The 18,338-nt window shown below is 66.7% G+C and carries 19 protein-coding genes; 9 read left to right on the top strand and 10 right to left on the bottom strand.

Going from position 1 to position 18,338, the window contains the following annotated elements; all coding sequences use genetic code 11:
• Nucleotides 1-25: 25 nt before the first annotated feature.
• On the top strand, nucleotides 26-937 hold the full coding sequence (locus tag AC6JAM_RS06390) for a spermidine synthase (RefSeq protein ID WP_497934295.1): 912 nt from the start codon (nucleotides 26-28) through the stop codon (nucleotides 935-937).
• On the opposite strand, the gene AC6JAM_RS06385 is transcribed toward AC6JAM_RS06390, so the two are convergent.
• Complete coding sequence (locus tag AC6JAM_RS06385) at nucleotides 934-1,830, bottom strand: LysR family transcriptional regulator (protein WP_018772202.1); 897 nt, start codon at nucleotides 1,828-1,830, stop codon at nucleotides 934-936. The genes AC6JAM_RS06390 and AC6JAM_RS06385 overlap by 4 nt on opposite strands.
• A gap of 127 nt (nucleotides 1,831-1,957) precedes the next feature.
• Between AC6JAM_RS06385 and AC6JAM_RS06380 the strand changes: the two genes are divergently transcribed.
• Nucleotides 1,958-3,337, top strand: coding sequence for an MFS transporter (locus tag AC6JAM_RS06380; RefSeq protein ID WP_018772203.1), 1,380 nt, complete (start codon nucleotides 1,958-1,960; stop codon nucleotides 3,335-3,337).
• Between the two features lie 63 nt (nucleotides 3,338-3,400).
• Complete coding sequence (locus AC6JAM_RS06375; protein ID WP_018772204.1) at nucleotides 3,401-4,150, top strand: 3-hydroxybutyrate dehydrogenase; 750 nt, start codon at nucleotides 3,401-3,403, stop codon at nucleotides 4,148-4,150.
• A gap of 22 nt (nucleotides 4,151-4,172) precedes the next feature.
• Here AC6JAM_RS06375 and AC6JAM_RS06370 read toward each other — a convergent pair whose 3' ends face one another.
• Both AC6JAM_RS06370 and AC6JAM_RS06365 read right to left on the bottom strand, forming a co-directional pair.
• Nucleotides 4,173-4,439: a hypothetical protein gene (locus AC6JAM_RS06370; protein ID WP_018772205.1), complete on the bottom strand. Its 267-nt coding sequence runs from the start codon at nucleotides 4,437-4,439 to the stop codon at nucleotides 4,173-4,175.
• 167 nt (nucleotides 4,440-4,606) lie between these two features.
• The gene (locus AC6JAM_RS06365) at nucleotides 4,607-4,993 is read right to left on the bottom strand and encodes a winged helix-turn-helix transcriptional regulator (RefSeq protein ID WP_018772206.1); all 387 of its coding nucleotides are present in this window, start codon (nucleotides 4,991-4,993) and stop codon (nucleotides 4,607-4,609) included.
• A gap of 139 nt (nucleotides 4,994-5,132) precedes the next feature.
• On the opposite strand from AC6JAM_RS06365, the gene AC6JAM_RS06360 reads away from it, so the two are divergent.
• Nucleotides 5,133-5,996, top strand: a complete 864-nt coding sequence (locus AC6JAM_RS06360; protein WP_488315147.1) for an SDR family oxidoreductase — start codon at nucleotides 5,133-5,135, stop codon at nucleotides 5,994-5,996.
• A 143-nt stretch (nucleotides 5,997-6,139) separates the two neighbouring features.
• Here the strand turns inward: AC6JAM_RS06360 and AC6JAM_RS06355 are convergent, their stop codons facing one another.
• A complete protein-coding gene (locus AC6JAM_RS06355) occupies nucleotides 6,140-6,775 on the bottom strand; it encodes a LysE family translocator (RefSeq protein WP_497934294.1) in 636 nt (211 codons plus the stop codon).
• Between the two features lie 48 nt (nucleotides 6,776-6,823).
• Nucleotides 6,824-8,311, bottom strand: coding sequence for an amino acid permease (locus AC6JAM_RS06350; protein WP_497934293.1), 1,488 nt, complete (start codon nucleotides 8,309-8,311; stop codon nucleotides 6,824-6,826).
• Nucleotides 8,312-8,645: 334 nt separating this feature from the next.
• Between AC6JAM_RS06350 and AC6JAM_RS06345 the strand changes: the two genes are divergently transcribed.
• The 4 genes from AC6JAM_RS06345 (at nucleotide 8,646) to AC6JAM_RS06330 (ending at nucleotide 13,329) form a co-directional block, all read left to right on the top strand.
• Entirely contained in the window at nucleotides 8,646-9,488 is an 843-nt protein-coding gene (locus AC6JAM_RS06345; RefSeq protein WP_497934292.1) for an IclR family transcriptional regulator, read from the top strand.
• Nucleotides 9,489-9,627: 139 nt separating this feature from the next.
• Entirely contained in the window at nucleotides 9,628-11,325 is a 1,698-nt protein-coding gene (gene hutU, locus AC6JAM_RS06340) for a urocanate hydratase (protein WP_497934291.1), read from the top strand.
• A gap of 3 nt (nucleotides 11,326-11,328) precedes the next feature.
• Entirely contained in the window at nucleotides 11,329-12,921 is a 1,593-nt protein-coding gene (gene hutH, locus AC6JAM_RS06335) for a histidine ammonia-lyase (protein ID WP_056392285.1), read from the top strand.
• Between the two features lie 162 nt (nucleotides 12,922-13,083).
• Nucleotides 13,084-13,329: a hypothetical protein gene (locus tag AC6JAM_RS06330; protein ID WP_018771730.1), complete on the top strand. Its 246-nt coding sequence runs from the start codon at nucleotides 13,084-13,086 to the stop codon at nucleotides 13,327-13,329.
• Between the two features lie 70 nt (nucleotides 13,330-13,399).
• On the opposite strand, the gene AC6JAM_RS06325 is transcribed toward AC6JAM_RS06330, so the two are convergent.
• On the bottom strand, nucleotides 13,400-13,660 hold the full coding sequence (locus tag AC6JAM_RS06325; protein WP_144601200.1) for a hypothetical protein: 261 nt from the start codon (nucleotides 13,658-13,660) through the stop codon (nucleotides 13,400-13,402).
• A 207-nt stretch (nucleotides 13,661-13,867) separates the two neighbouring features.
• On the opposite strand from AC6JAM_RS06325, the gene AC6JAM_RS06320 reads away from it, so the two are divergent.
• A complete protein-coding gene (locus tag AC6JAM_RS06320; RefSeq protein WP_056392281.1) occupies nucleotides 13,868-14,749 on the top strand; it encodes a fumarylacetoacetate hydrolase family protein in 882 nt (293 codons plus the stop codon).
• A gap of 2 nt (nucleotides 14,750-14,751) precedes the next feature.
• On the opposite strand, the gene AC6JAM_RS06315 is transcribed toward AC6JAM_RS06320, so the two are convergent.
• Genes AC6JAM_RS06315 through AC6JAM_RS06300 form a run of 4 tightly spaced genes read right to left on the bottom strand, consistent with a single transcriptional unit; the run spans nucleotide 14,752 to nucleotide 18,254 of the window.
• A complete protein-coding gene (locus AC6JAM_RS06315; RefSeq protein WP_018771727.1) occupies nucleotides 14,752-15,147 on the bottom strand; it encodes a universal stress protein in 396 nt (131 codons plus the stop codon).
• 57 nt (nucleotides 15,148-15,204) lie between these two features.
• The gene (locus tag AC6JAM_RS06310; protein ID WP_018771726.1) at nucleotides 15,205-16,743 is read right to left on the bottom strand and encodes a tripartite tricarboxylate transporter permease; all 1,539 of its coding nucleotides are present in this window, start codon (nucleotides 16,741-16,743) and stop codon (nucleotides 15,205-15,207) included.
• On the bottom strand, nucleotides 16,744-17,247 hold the full coding sequence (locus AC6JAM_RS06305) for a tripartite tricarboxylate transporter TctB family protein (RefSeq protein WP_018771725.1): 504 nt from the start codon (nucleotides 17,245-17,247) through the stop codon (nucleotides 16,744-16,746).
• Nucleotides 17,244-18,254: a Bug family tripartite tricarboxylate transporter substrate binding protein gene (locus AC6JAM_RS06300; RefSeq protein WP_018771724.1), complete on the bottom strand. Its 1,011-nt coding sequence runs from the start codon at nucleotides 18,252-18,254 to the stop codon at nucleotides 17,244-17,246. The genes AC6JAM_RS06305 and AC6JAM_RS06300 overlap by 4 nt, the downstream gene beginning before the upstream one ends.
• Nucleotides 18,255-18,338 lie beyond the last annotated feature (84 nt).

The following is an 18,338-nucleotide window of genomic DNA, read 5'->3' as shown; positions in this document are numbered from 1 at the left end:
GCATGACTGAAGCGTGGCACGGGTAATGGCAAAACGCGGAAGGTCAGGGGGCCGGAACAGCATCCGTGCGGTTGCAGGCGTGGTGGAGGTGCCTGCGGGCTCCCGCCAGAGTGGTCCGGTGGAGGGTGTCTACTACATCGATACCGGTGACTGCGAGCTGGTGGCGGACCAGGACAACTCCACGGGCTGGCTCCTGAAGATCAACGGGGTCATGAGCTCGCACATCGACCTCGCCGATCCCCTGTTTTTGGACTTCGAGTACATGCGGTGGATGGCGGCGCTCATTGAATCCCGCTGGCCGCCGTCGGACGCATCGTCGGCAAAGCTGCGCGGGCTGCACCTGGGCGGCGGCGCCTGCTCCATGGCCCGCTACTTCGCCGCAGCCTACCCGGACGCCCGCCAGGTGGTGGTGGAACTGGACGGCAAGCTCGCGGAGCATGTCCGCAACTGGTTCGACCTTCCCAAGGCGCCTTTGCTCCGGATCCGGGTAGGGGAGGCCCGCGCCGTGACGGAGACCCTGACGGCCGGCACCCGGGACTTCATCATCCGCGACGTCTTCGCCGGCGCCCACACCCCGCGCCCGCTGACCACCGCCGAATTCAATGCGCACGTCAAACGGGTCCTGGCCCCGGGCGGCCTGTACGTGGCCAACTCCGGCGATGCCCCCGACCTCCGGAATGCGCGGGAGGACGCGGCCACCATTGCGGCAGCCTTCCGGCACACGGTGATCATTGCCGACCCCGCCATGCTGAAGGGCCGTCGCTACGGAAACATGGTGATGGTCGGCAGCGACTCGCCCATCGTGGACGACCCACAGCTGCGGCGCAGGCTCCTGGGCGGAGCCGTCCCGGCCCACCTCTGGGACGACGCCCAGGTCCGGGCGTTCGCCGCCGGAGCGGCAGTCCGCCACGACCCGCCGGCGCCCCCGGAAGCCTAAGCCCGGCCCAGGAGCGCTTCGCGGTAATCCGCCATCCGTTCCCGGAGGGCCTGCACCACCGCGGCAACCGCGGGCCGGCGCAGCGAATCCGGGCGCAGGACCAGCCAGTAGGGGAGCAGTTCGCCGATCTCGTCGGGCAGCAGCCGGACCAGGTCATCGTGCAGGTCCGCCATGAAGCACGGCAGGAACCCGACCCCCGCCCCGGCCCGGGTTGCCTCCACGTGCACGAACACGTTGGTGGAGGTGAGGCCGTCGCGCATGGCCGGAACCAGCCGCCGCGGCGCGTCAAGGTCATCCACCTGCAGCATTGAATCCACGAAATACACCAGCGGGTGCCCGTTGAGTTCAGCCACGGTGGCCGGTGTCCCGTGCTCCGCCAGGTAGGCGCGGGACGCGTACATTCCCAGCCGGTATTCACCCAGCCGGATGGCCTCCGCCCGGTGCACCTGCGGCTCGCCCACCACCACCTCGATGTCCAGGCCGGACCGCTGCTGCAGGGCACGGCGGGTCATGGTCACCACTTCCACGCTGAGGCCCGGATGGTCCCGGCGCAGGCGCGCCACCGCTGGGGCTGCAATGTAGGCGCTGAAGCCATCGGTGGCGGTCATGCGTACGACGCCGGTAATCGGGTCGGGTGCCTGGCCTGCCGGTCCCAGCGTGCCCAGCACCGCTTCCACCTGTTCCGCTGCCCGCACGGCCCGTTCGCCGAGCTCCGTCAGTTCCCAGCCGCCTGCTGCCCGGGACAATACCCGGCCGCCGAGCGCTTTCTCAAGGGCGGCGATCCTGCGGGACACCGTGGTGTGGTTCAAGCCCAGGGCCTGGGCCGCCGTCGTGAACCTGGCCGAGCGGGACACTGCCAGGAGGACCAGCAGGTCATCGGGGTTCGCATTCATATCTGCAATTGTGCACACGTTTCGTGCCGCTTTGGGCATTGAAGTGCCTGGTTTGTGCAGCAATACTCATCTGAGTCACTTGTGCTGGAGATCACAGCGCGTGTCAATGTGGACACTAGGAGAAACCATGAGCGTAGAGCAGCGCCCCGCCAACGAGGCCGGGCATGCACCCAAAGGATCAGGACTGAAGAAGATCGTCGCGGCCTCCATGGTGGGGACGGTGGTGGAGTGGTACGAGTTCTTCCTCTACGCCACCGCCGCCACCCTGGTCTTCGGCAAGTACTTCTTCCCCGCCACCGGAAACGAGCTCGACGGGATCATCCAGGCCTTCCTCACCTACGCCGTGGGCTTCATTGCACGCCCGCTGGGCGGCATCGTGTTCGGCCAGATCGGTGACAAGCTGGGCCGCAAGCCCACGCTGCAGCTCACCATCGTGATCATCGGCGTCTCCACGTTCCTGATGGGCTGCCTCCCCGGCTTCGCCGACATCGGGTACCTGGCCCCCGCACTGCTGGTGGCCCTGCGGTTCATCCAGGGCTTCGCGCTGGGCGGCGAATGGGGCGGAGCAGTCCTCCTCGTGGCAGAACACAGCCCCAACAAGACCCGCGCCTTCTGGTCCAGCTGGCCCCAGGCCGCCGTCCCGGTGGGCAACCTGCTGGCCACCCTGGTGCTGTACATCATGTCCACCACCCTCAGCAGCGAGGCCTTCCTTGGCTGGGGCTGGCGCGTGGCCTTCTGGCTCTCGGCCGTGATCGTCTTCGTGGGCTACTACATCCGTACCCACGTCAGTGAATCCCCCATCTTCCTCGAAGCCAAGGAACTGGTGGAAAAGGAACAGGCCGTCAGCTACGGCGTGTTCGAGGTGGTCCGCAAGTACCCCAAGGGCATCTTCCAGGCCATGGGCCTCCGGTTCGCGGAGAACATCATGTACTACCTGGTGGTCAGCTTCGCGATTGTCTACCTCAAGAGCGTGCACAAGTACGACACGTCATCACTGCTGCTGGCACTGCTGATCGCGCACGTCATCCACTTCGCCATCATCCCGCAGTACGGCCGCCTGGCGGACCGGATCGGCCGCAAGCCGGTCTACCTCGCCGGAGCCATCCTGGGTGCCACCTGGCCGTTCTTCGCCTTCCCCATGTTCGACACCCGGAACGCCGTGGTGATTGTCCTGGCGGTGACCATCGGACTGTGCCTGCACGGCCTCATGTACGCCGGCCAGCCGGCCATCATGGCCGAGATGTTCCCCACCCGCATGCGGTACTCCGGAGCCTCCCTGGGTTCCCAGGTCACGTCCATCTTCGCCGGCTCCCTGGCGCCGCTGCTGGCCACCCAGTGGCTCAAGGACACCGGCTCATGGGTGCCCACCGCCATCTACCTGGTGGTGGCCTGCGCCATCACAACCGTGGCCGTCCTGAGCCTGAAGGAAACCAAGGGCATTGCCCTGGAAGACGTGGACAAGGAAGACGCCGCCCGCGAGGGACTGCTCAGCCCCACGCACGGCTGACCTGGCCACCATTGGACCGATGGAACCCGCTGGACCGCGTAGGCGTACAAAAGGAGAACTGCAATGGAGGACACGTTGAATGGACGCAAGGCGCTGGTCACCGGCGGTGCCAGCGGAATCGGGGCGGCGTGCGTGCGCGCACTTGCCGCGCGGGGAGCGAAAGTGGTGGTGGCCGACGTCGACGCCGCCGCGGCGGCGACGCTCGCCGATGAGGTGGGCGGCACCGCGTGGGGCGTGGACCTGCTGGACGTTGACGCCCTGGCCACCCTCAGCCTGGACTGCGACATCCTGGTGAACAATGCCGGTATCCAGCGCATCAGCCCCATCGAGGACTTTGAGCCGGCAGATTTCCGCCGGCTCATCACCCTCATGCTGGAGGCGCCCTTCCTGCTGATCCGGGCGGCGCTGCCACACATGTACGCGAACAACTTCGGCCGCATCATCAACCTCTCGTCGGTGCACGGGATCCGGGCCTCCCCGTTCAAGAGCGCCTACGTTTCCGCCAAGCATGGCCTGGAAGGTCTGAGCAAGGTGACGGCGCTGGAAGGCGGGGCTCACGGGGTCACGTCCAACTGCATCAACCCCGGCTACGTGCGCACGCCCCTGGTGGAGTCGCAGATCGCCGACCAGGCCAAGGTTCACGGCATCCCCGAATCCGAGGTCCTGGCCAAGGTGATGCTCACCGAGGCGGCCATCAAGCGCCTGGTGGAGCCGGAAGAAGTGGCGTCCCTGGTGGCCTGGCTGGCTTCCGCGGACGCCGGAATGGTCACCGGCGCCAGCTACACCATGGATGGGGGCTGGTCCGCGCGGTAGCACCCGTCGGGCCCCGCGCCTCCTATTCCAGGGGTTTGACCAGCCGGTGGTCGAAGAAGAAGACGCCGTAGGTCGTCTTCACCCCCACCGAACGCCGGTCCCGCCACACGACGACCCCTTCGCGCCTGCCGCTGAAGGGGTCGTCGCCTATGACGGTGTCACCCACCCGGTAAGGGGACCGCGGACTGAAGGCCTCCAACATCAGTCCCAGGACCTGTCCCAGCGCTTCACCCACGCTGACGGGCTGGCCCAGGCGGGAAAAATCCTGTGCGTAGTCGTCCCTGGCCATGTGACCAACTCCTCCAGGCGGCAGTCTGCCGCCCGCTAACGGTGCTGGTTGGCCGAACGCTCCCAGCGGAGGATGGTCCTCCCATTCCGGCCGCCACCGTACGCCCACGCTAGGCGCTAATCACATCAGCAACATCAGTAACAGGTACTCAAGTTCTGAGGGGGGCATTACCTGCCCAGGCCGGCTCCGTTGATGATGTCCTCGGCGTTGTCGAATGCCCACGCAACCAAAGGCACCAGGAGAGCGCTCAATTCGTAGCCCCGCTCCGTGAGGCTGTAATCCACGCGGGGCGGAATGACCGGCTGGGCGTTCCTGCTGACCAGGCCATCACGCTCCAGGGTCTTCAATGTCTGGGCCAGCATCTTCTCGCTGATTCCCTCGGCCCGCCGCCGCAAGTCACTCCAGCGCTGCTCACCCTCGGACAGGGAAAGCAGGATCAGGACTCCCCATTTGCTGGTGATGTGGTCCAGCAGGGTCCGGCTGGGGCACCCGGCGGGGAACACGCCGTCGGCAAAGGCCTGCGGGAGGGGCGACGCGTGAGGTGCTGTTTCCATGCCTCCAGCTTACCCAAAGCCGGGTACCTAACTTTTGGGTTAGTACCTTACTTCAAAGTGCGTACTCTCTGTTGGGAAGTTCTGCCTACTGGCCATGGTTGTGCCCTCTGACAGAGAAAAACTCCCGAAAGGAACCACCGTGAGCATTGTTGTTACAGGCGCCACCGGACAGTTGGGCCGCCACGTTCTTGAAGCCCTCCTGGAGCGGGGCGTACCCGCCGCGGATATCGTGGCCGCGGGCCGGTCGGTGGAGAAGCTCGCAGACTTTTCCGCGCGCGGGGTACGCGTGCAGCACATGGACTATGCCGACCCTGATTCCGTGGCCGAAGCACTCAAGGGCGCCCGGCGGGTGCTGCTGATTTCCGGCAGCGAAGTGGGTCGGCGGGTGGAACAGCACCGCACCGTGATCAACGCCGCAAAGGCCGAAGGCGTGGAGCTGCTGGCCTACACCAGCATCGCCAATGCGGACACCACGGGCATGCTGCTGGCGGATGAGCACAAGGCCACGGAGGCGCTGCTGCGCGAATCCGGCGTCCCCTTCGTCCTGCTGCGCAACGGCTGGTACCTGGAGAACTACACGGAACAGCTGCCGGGCACCCTGGCCCAGGGAGCGCTCGCGGGCAGTGCCGGAGAGGGCAAGGTCAGCGGGGCCGCACGGGCCGACTACGCCCACGCCGCAGCAGCGGTCCTGGTGGCCGATGGCCAGGCCGGCAAGGTCTACGAGCTGGGCGGCGACGAGGCCTTCAGCATGGCGGACCTGGCGTCCGAGATCACTGCAGCCACCGGAAAACCCGTCCGCTACAACAACCTGCCCACCGAGGATTACGTTGGCCTGCTCACCGGTGTGGGTGTTCCCGAGGCTTTTGCCGGGATCCTGGCTGATTCGGACCTGGGCATTGCGCGCGGCGATCTCCTGGTCAGCACCGGCGACCTGCGCAGGCTGATCGGGCGCCCGACGACGTCCCTCGGCCAGGCGGTACGGGCCGCCGCTGCTGCGGGCTAGGGAGCGCCGGCCAAACGAGGCATTGGACTGACAGGGCAGTGGCCTGACAGGCGCCGGCCTAACGGGGCACAACAAGAGGTGCCCGGTCCGTTCGGGGACCGGGCACTTCTTGCTTCAGTACTCCTGCCAGGGCAGGTGCAGTCCTAGGTTTTGGATCCGGTTAGGGCCAGCGTTCCGCCGAGGCCGATCATCATTGCCCCGCCGACCGCCTCCACCGCGGGGACGCGCCGCGGTGAGCGGACGAACCACAGCCGCGCCCACCCCGCCGCGATCGCCCACACGCTGTCCGAGACCAACGCGATCAGCAGGAAGACAGCACCCAGCAGTGCAAGCTGGAACGGAATGTTGCCGGCAGGGTAGTCCACGAACTGCGGCAGGATCGCCACGAAGAACACCACCGACTTCGGGTTCGTGGCGCCCACCACCGCCCCCTGGCGCACCAACGTCCACGGAGTGGAGGCCGGCGGCGGCGCAAGCCGCCGGGAACCGTGCCCCCGGCGGACAATGGTCCGGATCCCCAGGAAAACCAGGTAAGCGGCACCTGCCAGCTTCACGATGCTGAAAAGAAGCACGGACTCGGCCACCACCACACCCACGCCAAGGGCCACGGCGATGACCTGGACCACCTGGCCCGTGGCATTTCCCAGGACGGTAAGGACGCCGCCGCGCCACCCCAGCGCGAGGGAACGTCCAATGACGAACAGCACGCTGGGGCCCGGGACGGCGATCAGGATTACGGACGCCAGGGCGAATGCCACCAGGTTGGACATTGGAACCATGGCTGATTGTAGCTCCGGTACGGGCGTCCGCAGCCGGCTGATTCCGGCTTAGCTGCCCGTGCCTGCCCCGACCACCGGCAGCGGCGAGGTCTCGTCCTCAAGGTGGGCCCGGCGTCGGCCGTCACCCTTGATCCACAGGCAGTAGGCCATCACCAGCAGTCCCAGCCATGCCGCGCCCACGTACAGGGCGATCCGGGTGTCCTCGAACGCGCCCAGGATGGCGATCACCAGCACCATGAAAGCGATGGTCAGGACGGAGGCGGCGGGCCACCACGGCGACGGGAATTCCGACGCCGGCAGGCCCCCGCGGGCGATTTCCCGCTTCATTGCAACATGGGACGCGAGGATCATCACCCAGACCCAAACGGTGGCGAAGGTGGCAATCGAGGCAATCACCAGGAACACATCCTCAGGAATAACGGCATTGAGGACCACTCCCACCAGGAGGATTCCCGCCATCATGACCACGGTCATCCACGGGACGCCGTGCCGGGAGACCTTGCCGAAGGCGGCCGGTGCATGGCCCTGGCTGGAAAGCCCGAAAAGGATGCGTCCGGCGCCGAAGATATCGCTGTTGATGGCTGAAAGCGCGGCCGTGATCACCACGGCGTTCAGGATGTGCGGTGCCGCCGGGATGCCCAGGCCGCTGAAGATCTGCACGAACGGGCTGCCACTGGTGCCCACCTGGTCCCACGGGAAGAGGCTCATCAGGACTCCGAGCGTGAGGACGTAGAACAGCAGCACGCGCACGGGCACAGTGTTCACGGCCTTTGGGATAACCTTTTTGGGGTCAGCCGCCTCGCCGGCCGTGATGCCCAGGGTCTCGATGCCGCCGAACGCGAACATCACCACGGCGAACGATGCCAGGAGGCCTTCGAAGCCGTTGGGGAACAATCCGCCATGGTCAACGAGGTTGCCCAGTCCCGGAGCCACGGCAGTGCCGTCGCCCTGGAAGCCGAACACGATCAGTGCAGCACCGCCCGCGATCATGGCGATGATGGCCGCCACCTTGATCAGCGAGAACCAGAACTCAAGTTCGCCGAAGACCTTAACGCTGAGCAGGTTCAGCGCGGCGAGGAAGCAGATGACGGCCAGGATCCAGATCCAGCGGTCCACCTGCGGGAACCAGAAGCCCATATAGATGCTGAAGGCCGTGACGTCGGCGATCGCCACGATGGCCATCTCGAAAACGTACGTCCAGCCGGTCACGAAGCCGGCGAGGGGGCCGAGGTACCGGCTCGCGTACTGGCTGAAGGAACCCGATACCGGGTGCCGCACGGCCATTTCGCCCAAGGCGCGCATCACCATGAACACGGCTGCGCCGCCGATGATGTAGGCCAGCAGAACTGCCGGCCCGGCTTTCTGGATGGCGGAGGCTGAGCCATAGAAGAGGCCGGTGCCGATCGCCGAGCCCAGCGCCATGAAGCGGATGTGCCGGACGTTCAGCCCGCGGTTGAGGACATGCCCCACGCCGGCAGTTGGCTTGTGCGTTTCCGCCGCGGTTTTGGTCCGGGTTGGGGTTGGAGCTGGTTGCATGCAAATACCTTCTCGTCATTGGGAGGGGAGCCGCTAACCAGCAGACCATTTTCGCAGGCACCGTGATCAGGCTCACGGCGGGTTGCTGTCTTTCATTTCAGACTGTTCGCAGCGCCCTTTCGCTGCGGATATCATTTGGCGCTGCGCATCTTACTTTTCGCGCCGGATATTTAGGGCGCGAAAAGGGATATGCGTGTCGATAAGGCGTACGACGGAGCGAATGTCCGGTATTTCAGACACGGTGACTCCGAACGGGGTTCAAACGACATCTCAAGGGGCGCAAGCTTAAGTACGGGATACCGGACAGAGCTAGCCAGAAAGACCCTTCCAGCCGATGAGCACTGCACTAAGCGCCGAAACAGGGGGCGCCGGGAACCAGGCGCCCCGGGCATCCGTCAAGGCAACGTCAAAAGTTCCTGCCGCAGAAAACACCCTGCGCATCCTCAAGCTGTTGGCTTCGCGGCGTGGCCCCATGGCGGCGTCGCAGATCGCGTCCAGCCTGGACCTGCCCCGCTCCAGCGTCTACCACCTGCTGGGGGTGATGGAGGCCAATGGCTTCGTCCTCCATTTGCACGAGGAACAGCGCTACGGGCTGGGCATCAGCGCTTTCGAGCTCAGCTCCGCGTACTCGCGCCAGGAGCCGCTGTCCCGGTTGGGCCGCCCACTGCTTGCCTCGCTGGTGGACGCGCTTGGCGAGAGCGCCCACCTCGCCGTCCTGCACGGCCGCGACGTCCTGTACATCGTGGAGGAGCGGGCCAAGAACCGCCCGTCCCTGGTCACCGACGTCGGTGTCAGGCTTCCCAGCCACCTCACTGCCAGCGGCCGGGCCATCCTTGCCGCCCTGCCCAAATCCCAGGTGCGCGCCCTGTACCCCAACGCTGCTGCCTTCACTGCGCGGCACGAGGTGGAGGGGGCCATCATGAAGTACTCCGCCCTGTCCTCGCACCTGGACCAGGTCCGCCAGCGGGGCTACGCCACCGAACACGGCGAGGTGACCCCTGGCTTCGGCTCCATTGCCGCCGCGGTCACCGACCATTTGGGGTGGCCTACCGCGGCCGTCGCGGTCACCTTCCTGGAGGACAAACTGCCTGCTGACGAGTGGCCGGTACTGGCGGCCCGGGTGCAGAAAGTAGCCGACGAACTCTCGGTCCGCATCCACGGCCGCCCGGTCAAATGAGCGCAGCCAAACAACTGACGGCGCTGGTCTGAAATACCGGACAGCACCCCGCTAAAACCGCTGTGAAGCCCGTCCTCAAAGGGCTTTAGTTGATACAGAACTTCTTCGAAACCTCAGACACCAAGAAAAGGAGCCCATCATGGCACCCGCCGATTTCACCACCGGGGCCCGCCCGGTCAAAGCAGCCCGCGGCACCGAGCTCACCGCCAAGTCCTGGCAGACCGAAGCGCCGCTGCGCATGCTGATGAACAACCTGGATCCCGAGGTCGCCGAGCGCCCGGACGACCTGGTGGTCTACGGCGGCACTGGCCGCGCCGTCCGCTCCTGGGCAGCGTTCGATGCCATCACCCGCACCCTGGAGACCATGGAAAAGGACGAGACCCTGCTGGTCCAGTCCGGCAAGCCGGTGGGCGTCTTCCGTACCAACGAGTGGGCCCCGCGCGTGCTGCTGGCCAACTCCAACCTCGTCGGCGACTGGGCAACCTGGCCCGAATTCCGCCGGCTCGAGGCCGAGGGCCTCATGATGTACGGCCAGATGACCGCCGGCTCCTGGATCTACATCGGCACCCAGGGCATCCTGCAGGGCACCTTCGAGACCTTCGCCGCGATCGCCCGCAAACTCACCGGGGACGAGAACGGCACCCTCGCCGGCACGCTGACCCTGACCGGCGGCTGCGGCGGCATGGGCGGCGCCCAGCCCCTCGCCGTCACCCTGAACGAGGGCGCCTGCCTGATTGTCGACGTCGATGAGACCCGCCTGCGCAGGCGGGCCGGCAAACGCTACCTGGACGAGGTGGAAACCGACCTCGACGCCGCCATCGCCAAGGTCCTCAAGGCCAAGGAAGAGCGCCGCGGCTGGTCCGTGGGCTACGTGGGCAACGCGGCCGAGGTCTTCCCGGAGATCCTGCGCCGCCACAACGCCGGCGAGCTCACCGTGGACATCGTCACGGACCAGACCTCCGCGCACGATCCGCTGAGTTACCTGCCCGAGGGCATCACGGTGGAGGAATGGCACCGCGAGGCCGCGGCCGACCCCGAAGGCTTCACCAAGAAGGCCCAGGCCTCGATGGCCAAGCACGTCCAGGCCATGGTGGAATTCCAGGACGCCGGCGCCGAGGTGTTCGACTACGGCAACTCCATCCGCGATGAGGCCCGCAAGGGTGGTTACGCCCGGGCTTTCGAGTTCCCTGGCTTCGTCCCTGCCTACATCCGTCCCCTGTTCTGCGAGGGTCTGGGCCCGTTCCGCTGGGTGGTCCTCTCCGGTGACCCCGAGGACATCCGCGTGACTGACGAGGCCATCAAGGAGCTCTTCCCGGAGAACAAGCACCTGCACCGCTGGATCGACGCCGCCCAGGAACGGGTTGAGTTTGAGGGCCTGCCGGCGCGCATCTGCTGGCTCGGCTACGGCGAACGAGCCAAGGCCGGGCTGCTCTTCAACCAGCTCGTCAAGGACGGCAAGGTCAAAGCTCCCATCGTGATCGGGCGAGACCACCTGGATTCGGGCTCCGTCGCCTCCCCGTACCGCGAGACCGAGGCCATGGCGGACGGCTCCGATGCCATCGCCGACTGGCCAATGCTGAACGCCCTGCTCAACACTGCCTCCGGCGCCACCTGGGTGTCCCTGCACCACGGCGGCGGTGTGGGCATCGGCCGCTCCATCCACGCCGGGCAGGTTTCCGTCGCCGACGGCACCGACCTCGCCGCGCAGAAACTCGAGCGCCTCCTCACCAACGACCCCGGCATGGGCGTCATCCGCCACGCCGACGCCGGCTACGAACGCGCCCTCGACGTCGCCAGGGAACGCGGCGTCCGCATCCCCATGAATGAAGGCAAGTAGAAAATGACTGTTACGACACACGAACCGCTGACCGTCACCCTCGGGTCCGTCGGCGTCACGCCCGGGGATCTGCTCGCCGTCGCACGCCACGGCGCGAAGGTGACCATCGCGCCGGACGCCCTGGAAACCGTCGCCAAGGTGCGCGCCCACATCGATGACCTCGCCGCCAGCGACGTCCCCGCCTACGGCATCTCCACCGGGTTCGGTGCCCTGGCCAACCGCCACATCCCGAATGAACTGCGCACCCAGCTGCAGAAGTCCCTCATCCGGAGCCACGCTGCGGGCATGGGGCCGGCCGTGGAGCGGGAAGTGGTCCGCGGCATCATGTTCCTGCGCGCCAAGACCCTCGCCTCCGGCCGCACCGGCGTCCGCCCCGTGGTCCTGCAGACCATGGTGGACGTCCTCAACGCCGGCATCACCCCCGTGGTCCGCGAGTTCGGCTCGCTGGGCTGCTCCGGTGACCTGGCGCCACTGTCCCACTGCGCCCTGGTCCTGATGGGCGAAGGGGAAGCGGAAGGGCCCGACGGCGTGACTTACGGCGGGCGGGGAGAGCGGCCTGTCGCTGAGCTGCTGGCAGAACACGGCATCGAGCCCGTCACCCTCGCCGAAAAGGAGGGCCTGGCCCTGGTCAACGGCACCGAGGGCATGCTGGGCATGCTCCTGATGGCCATCGCCGATCTTCGCCAATTGCTGTCGACGGCGGACATCACCGCCGCCCTCAGCGTCGAGGCGCTGCTGGGCACCGACCAGGTATTCCTGCCCGAACTGCACGCCGCGCTGCGGCCCCACCCGGGCCAGGCGGCAAGCGCGGACAACATGCTCCGCGTGCTGTCGGACTCTCCCATCGTGGCGTCGCACCGGGTGGGGGACTCCCGGGTGCAGGACGCCTACTCGCTGCGCTGCGCCCCCCAGGTTGCCGGTGCCGTCCGGGACACCGTTGACCACGCCGAATTGGTGGCCACCCGGGAGCTGGCGGCAGCCATCGACAACCCCGTGGTCCTTCCCGACGGGCGTGTGAGCTCCAACGGCAACTTCCACGGCGCGCCTGTGGCATACGTCCTGGACTACCTGGCCATCGCCGTCGCCGACCTCAGCTCCATCGCTGAACGCCGGACCGACCGCATGCTGGATCCTGCCCGGTCGCATGGCCTGCCCGCCTTCCTCGCCGCTGACCCCGGCGTGGACTCCGGGCTGATGATCGCCCAGTACACCCAGGCCGGCCTGGTTTCGGACAACAAGCGGCTTGCCGTTCCGGCCTCCGTGGACTCGATTCCGAGCTCCGCCATGCAGGAGGACCATGTCTCCATGGGCTGGCATGCGGCACGCAAGCTGCGCAAGGCGGTGGAAAACCTCCGCCGCGTCCTGGCCATCGAACTGGTGACCTCGGCGCGGGCGCTGGACATCCGCTCGCAGCTCTCGGGCGGGGTCCTGACGCCGGGGCCCGCGGGTACCGCTGTCGTGGCCGCGCTCCGCGGGGTGGTGGAGGGGCCGGGGACGGACCGGTTCCTGTCGCCGGAACTGGAAGCGGCTGACCGCCTGGTCGCCTCAGGTGACGTGCTCCGGGCAGCCGAATCCGCCGTCGGGCCGCTCGCCTGATACCGAAGAATCTTCAGCGCCTACTGACCGTCCGTCCGAAAGGTGGAATTTCCGGCGCCACGGCCCACCGTGGCGCCGGGAGTGTAGTAGAACTGAAGATGTAGTGAAAGTCACATCAAAGAAGCTGTGGCAGCAGAACGATACAAAGGGGTAGAAGTTCAAATGAAAGCACGTGGGGCAGTCCTGTCCAGGCGCAATGCCCATTCCGCCGCGGTATCCAACTGGAAGGCCCTCAAGGCCGGGGACCGCGTCGAGATCATCAAGCATGCGCATGTGGTGGCAGCCGGGGAGGTGGAAGAGGTGTCCCAAAGCGGCAACGTCCTTTGGCTGGTTCCGGCCGGTCCGTCAGGCCCCGCGGAGAAGCAGCTTTTCCTGAAGTCCGACGGCGTGGAGGTCCGCCGCGGCTAGCAGTCCCGCAAGCAGCAACAAAAAATCCCCGCACTGCCGTATGGCGTGCGGGGATTTTTTGTAGGCGTGGTCAGACCGCGAAGGACTCGTACGTTTCGCCGAAAGGTACTGATGCGTCCAGGGCTACCGTGTAGCTTCCCGGGTGCAGCCTGGTGACGCGGATGCCGCACTCGGCATCCTTCGCTGCCACCCCAATCAGTTCGGCCACCGCCTCTTCCAGTCCTGCGTGGACCTCGCTGGCGCTGGAGAACTCCAGGCTGATGGACCGCAAAGCAGGTCCTTCGGTGGGCTTGGCGGCGGTGGGGATCCGCTCCAATGTGGCTGTAGTCATGTACTGCACTTTCTGTGTTTCGTGCCAAGATGGCTCAACCATTCTACCGACTGCTCCGGTTAGATGTCAGATGACTGTCCTTTCGGGCGCTGGATGTGCAGTCACAATGGCGTCCGTTCGCGGGATCGCAGCGAATCAACGACCATGGATCTCGGGGCCCAGGGGCCCTGGAAGCACCCGATCGATACGGCTTGAGGAGAATTCGGTATGAAGATCATGCGCCTGGGCGAAAGCGGCAGCGAGCAGCCTGCGGTCCTGGTTTCCCCGGCGGACGGCATCGACCGGTATTTCAGCCTGTTGCCCCTCACCGCCGACGTGGACGGGGAGTTCCTTGCCGGGGGCGGACTGGACAGGGTGCGGGATGCACTGGAGGCCGGGGAACTGCCGGTTTTGGCGGGCGCCGCTGCGCTTCGGGTTGGTTCCCCCGTGGCCCGGCCCGGTTCGGTGGTGGGCATCGGGATGAACTACGCCGCCCATGCCGCCGAATCGGGTGCCGAACCGCCAACGGTTCCCGTCGTCTTCCTCAAGCCCAGCAACACCGTCACCGGACCCTGCGACCCCGCCCCGCTTCCGCCGCACTCCACCCAATATGACTGGGAAGTGGAACTGGGCATCGTGATCGGCAGCGAAGCCAGCTACCTCGGGTCCGTCGACGAGGCGTCCAAGTGCATTGCCGGCTATGTGACCGCCAACGACTTCTCCGAGCGGGAATACCAGTTGCCGGGAGCGGCGGGGCAATGGACCAAGGGGAAATCCCTTCCCGGGTCCACGCCCCTGGGCCCCTGGCTGGTTCCGGCGGGGGAGATCGACGGCGGCAACCTGCGGCTGCGCAGCTGGGTGAATGGTGAGCCGCGCCAGGATTCGTCGTCATCGGAGCTCATCTTTGATGCGCCCTCACTGGTCCACCACTGCAGCCAGTACATGCGGCTTGAACCGGGTGACGTGATCCTGACCGGGACGCCGCAGGGTGTGGCCCTCAGCGGCCGTTTCCCCTACCTCCAGCCGGGCGACGTGGTGGAGGTAGAGGTGGACGGCCTGGGCCGCCAGCGCCAGGAGTTGTTCCGGGCACGGGCGGCCGTCAGAGCCTAGGGTTACTGGCCCGCTTTTACCGCCAGGACCGGGCAGTCCGCCTCCAGCAGGATGCGCTGGGATGTGCTGCCCATGATCAGCTTGCCCACCGGGGTGCGGCGGCGCAGGCCGATCACGATCAGTTCGGCGTTGTGCTCCTCCGCGGCGTCCAGCACCTCGGCCGCGGCATCATGGCCGCGGACGGGCCGCTTGATCAGGTACTCGATGCCCTGGCCGGCCAGCCGCTTCTCGATGTCCTGGATGTCGCCGTCCTGCGCAAAGCGGTTGTCCACCGGTGCTTCGCCCTTTGAGGAGTTGATCAGCACCAGGGTGCTGTTGCTCTTCCTGGCCTCGGTGATGGCCTGGGTGAGGGCGGCTTCGCCCTCGGGGGTGGGGACGTATCCCACAACGACGGTCATGGAGTCTCCTTTTCTGCTCGATGCGGGTAGTGGGATCTGGCGACGGGGCGGGCCTGCTCAGTCGCTGTAGTCAGCTGCGCCCGAATTGGCGGGAACCAGCGGCCTGCGGTCCGGACGGCTGCGCCGGTACAGCTTGTAGGCAAAGGGCCAGAGCAGGATGAGGCCAATGATGACATAGATCCCGACGGCGATCGGCTCGCTGAAGAGCCCTGCCGGGTCACCCGCGCTCAGCTGCAGGGTCTTGCGGAGCTGCCCTTCGATCCGCGGACCCAGGATCACGCCGAGGATCAGCGGCAGGACGGGAAGCCCGAAGCGCCGCATCATGAAGCCCAGTGCGCCCAGGACCAGCAGGATCACCAGGTCGAACGCCTGCAGGTTCACCGAGTAGGCGCCCAGCGTGGCGAAGAACAGGATGCCGGCATACAGGTAGGGGCGGGGCAGCTGCAGGAGTTTCGCCCACATCGGTGCCAGCGGGAGGTTAATCAGCAGGAGCAGCAGGTTGCCAATGAAGAGGCTGGCGATCAGCGCCCACACAAGGGGCCCTTGGCTTTCGAAAAGCTGCGGGCCCGGCTGGATGCCGTAGCTGGTGAAGGCGGCGAGCATGACGGCGGCGGTGGCGTTGGTGGGCAGGCCCAGTGCCAGCATGGGGGTCAGGGTGCCGGCGGCCGCCGCGTTGTTGGCTGCTTCCGGACCGGCAACGCCCTCGATGGCACCCTTGCCGAACTCTTCGGGGTGTTTGCTGAGGCGCTTTTCCGTGACATAGGAGAGGAAGGTTGGGATCTCGGCGCCGCCTGCCGGCAGTGCGCCGAACGGGAAGCCAAAGGCGGTCCCCCGCAGCCAGGGCTTCCAGGAGCGCTTCCAGTCGGACTTGCCCATCCAGGGCTGGCCCACGGGAATGGCATGCAGGGGGGTACGGCGCAGGTGCGCGGCCACCCAGAGGGCCTCTCCCACGGCGAAGATGGCCACGGCCACCACCACGATGTCCAGGCCGTCCGCCAGGAGCGGCTGGCCGAAGGTGAGGCGGCGCTGGCCGGTCACGGAGTCCATGCCCACAAGACCAATGGCCAGGCCCAGGCCCAGGGAAGCAAAGCCGCGCAAGCGCGACGAACCGAGTACGGCCGTGACCGCCAACAGCGCCAAGACCATGATGGCGAAGTAGCTGGGTGCACCAAGGCTCACTGCGAACTTCACCACGATCGGCGCGCAGACGGCCAGCAGCGCCGTGCCGATGGTGCCGGCGACGAACGAGCCGATGGCCGCCGTCGCAAGCGCCTGCGCCGCCCTGCCCGCCTTGGCCATCTTGTTGCCCTCGATGGCGGTGACCACGGAGGACGATTCGCCGGGAGTGTTGAGGAGGATCGAGGTGGTGGAACCGCCGTACATGCCGCCGTAGTAGATGCCGGCGAACATGATGAAGGCGCTGGTGGGTTCCAGGGCATAGGTGACGGGGAGCAGCAGGGCAACGGTCATGGCCGGGCCCAGGCCGGGGAGGACACCGACGGCGGTGCCCAGGACGACGCCGATGACGGCGTACAGGAAATTCATGGGGGTCAGGGCGGTGGCGAAGCCGTCCATCAGGGAGGACCAGACGTCCATTTAGAGGATTCCTTCCAGGAGGCCGGCCGGCAGCGCGATGCCCAGGCCGAGGTAGAAGCCGTAGAAGGTCAACAGGGACAGGGCCACGGAGATCGCGCCGTCCCGGACGTAGCGGCGGCTGCCGAGGGCCAGGACGCTGCCCCAGAACAGGACGGTTCCGGAGATCACCCAGCCGGCCCAGTCGATCAGCAGGATGTTCAGGATGAAGGCGCCGGCCAGCGGCAGGACGGTCTTCCAGTCGGCGGGGTGCGTGAGGTCGACGTCCTCGCCGCCCTCAGCCTCGCCCTTGCCGCCGCGCAGGACGTTGACGGCCAGCAGCACGGCGCAGACCACCAGCATTCCGGCCACGATGAACGGAACGGTTTTGGGACCCACCGGGTCGGACTTCGAATACGGGGTTACCAGGCCGTTGGCATCCAGGAAGACCAGGACGCCGGCCGCCCCGAGCAGGAGTGCAACTCCCAGCTCGGAGCGGCCTTTGAGGCCTGTGGTCAGGGAGGTCACGCCAACCCAAGCTTGGTGAGGACGTCCGCCACCCGCTTGTCCTGCTCGGTGAGGAAGGTCTTGAACTGGTCACCGGTGATGAAGGCATCGGTCCAGCTGTGGGTCTTCAGCGCTTCCTTCCAGCCGGCCGTGCCGTGCATCTTTTCCAGGGCTGCGATCAGGGATGCCTTGTCCTTGTCGCTGATTCCCGGAGGGGCCACGACGCCGCGCCAGTTGGTGAACACCAGGTCGATGTTGGATTCCTTGAGCGTGGGTGCGTCCACGCCGTCCAGGCGCTTCTCGCCGCTGGTGGCCAGGACCCGGACCTCGCCGGATTCGATCTGCTTCAGGTACTCGCCGGCGCCGGAAGCGGCGAAGCCCAGCTTGTTGCCCAGGATTGCGGGCAGGAGGTCGCCGCCGCCGTCGTAGGCAACGTAGTTGACCTTGGTGGCGTCGATGCCCACGGCCCCGGCCAGCTGCATGGGCAGCAGGTGGTCCGGGCCGCCGGGGGAGGAGCCGCCGCCCACGGCGATGGAACCGGGATCGGCTTTCCAGGCCTTCACCAGGTCATCGATGGTCTTGTACGGGGAGTCCTTGCTGACCATGATGGCGCCGGGCTCTTCGATCAGCCGGGCCAGCGGGGTGGTGTCGGTCAGCTTGGACTCGGACTTGTTGGTGTAGCTGGCGCCGACAACGCCCAGGCCCATGAGCATGGCAAGATCGCCGTTGCCCTTCTCGTTGACCACGCGGGCCAGGCCCACCGTGCCGCCGGCCCCTGCGAGGTTGAAGACCTCGGTGTTGGTGGAGATCTTCTCGTCGTCGAGAACCTTCGCGGCGGCGCGGGCGGTGGTGTCGTAACCGCCGCCGGGGGTGTTGGGGACCATGATCTGCAGGCCGGTGATGGGTCCGGCGGCGGCGCCGGAGCTTTCCGAACCGGTGGAGCTCTTGCTGGTGGCACCGCAACCGGTGGCCATCAGGGCGATGCCGGCGGCAACGGCGGCAATTCGCAATGCGCGGATCTGGCGCATGTGTTCCTCTTCTCTCGAACAAATCTGACCGGCATCGGCTGCCTTGCGGTTCCGATGCCTTGTGGTTCCGATGCTAGGGGCGGC

The sequence above is a fragment of the Arthrobacter sp. GmRoot5-12 genome (assembly GCF_059739365.1).
This window is presented reverse-complemented; position numbering and strand designations above follow the sequence as displayed.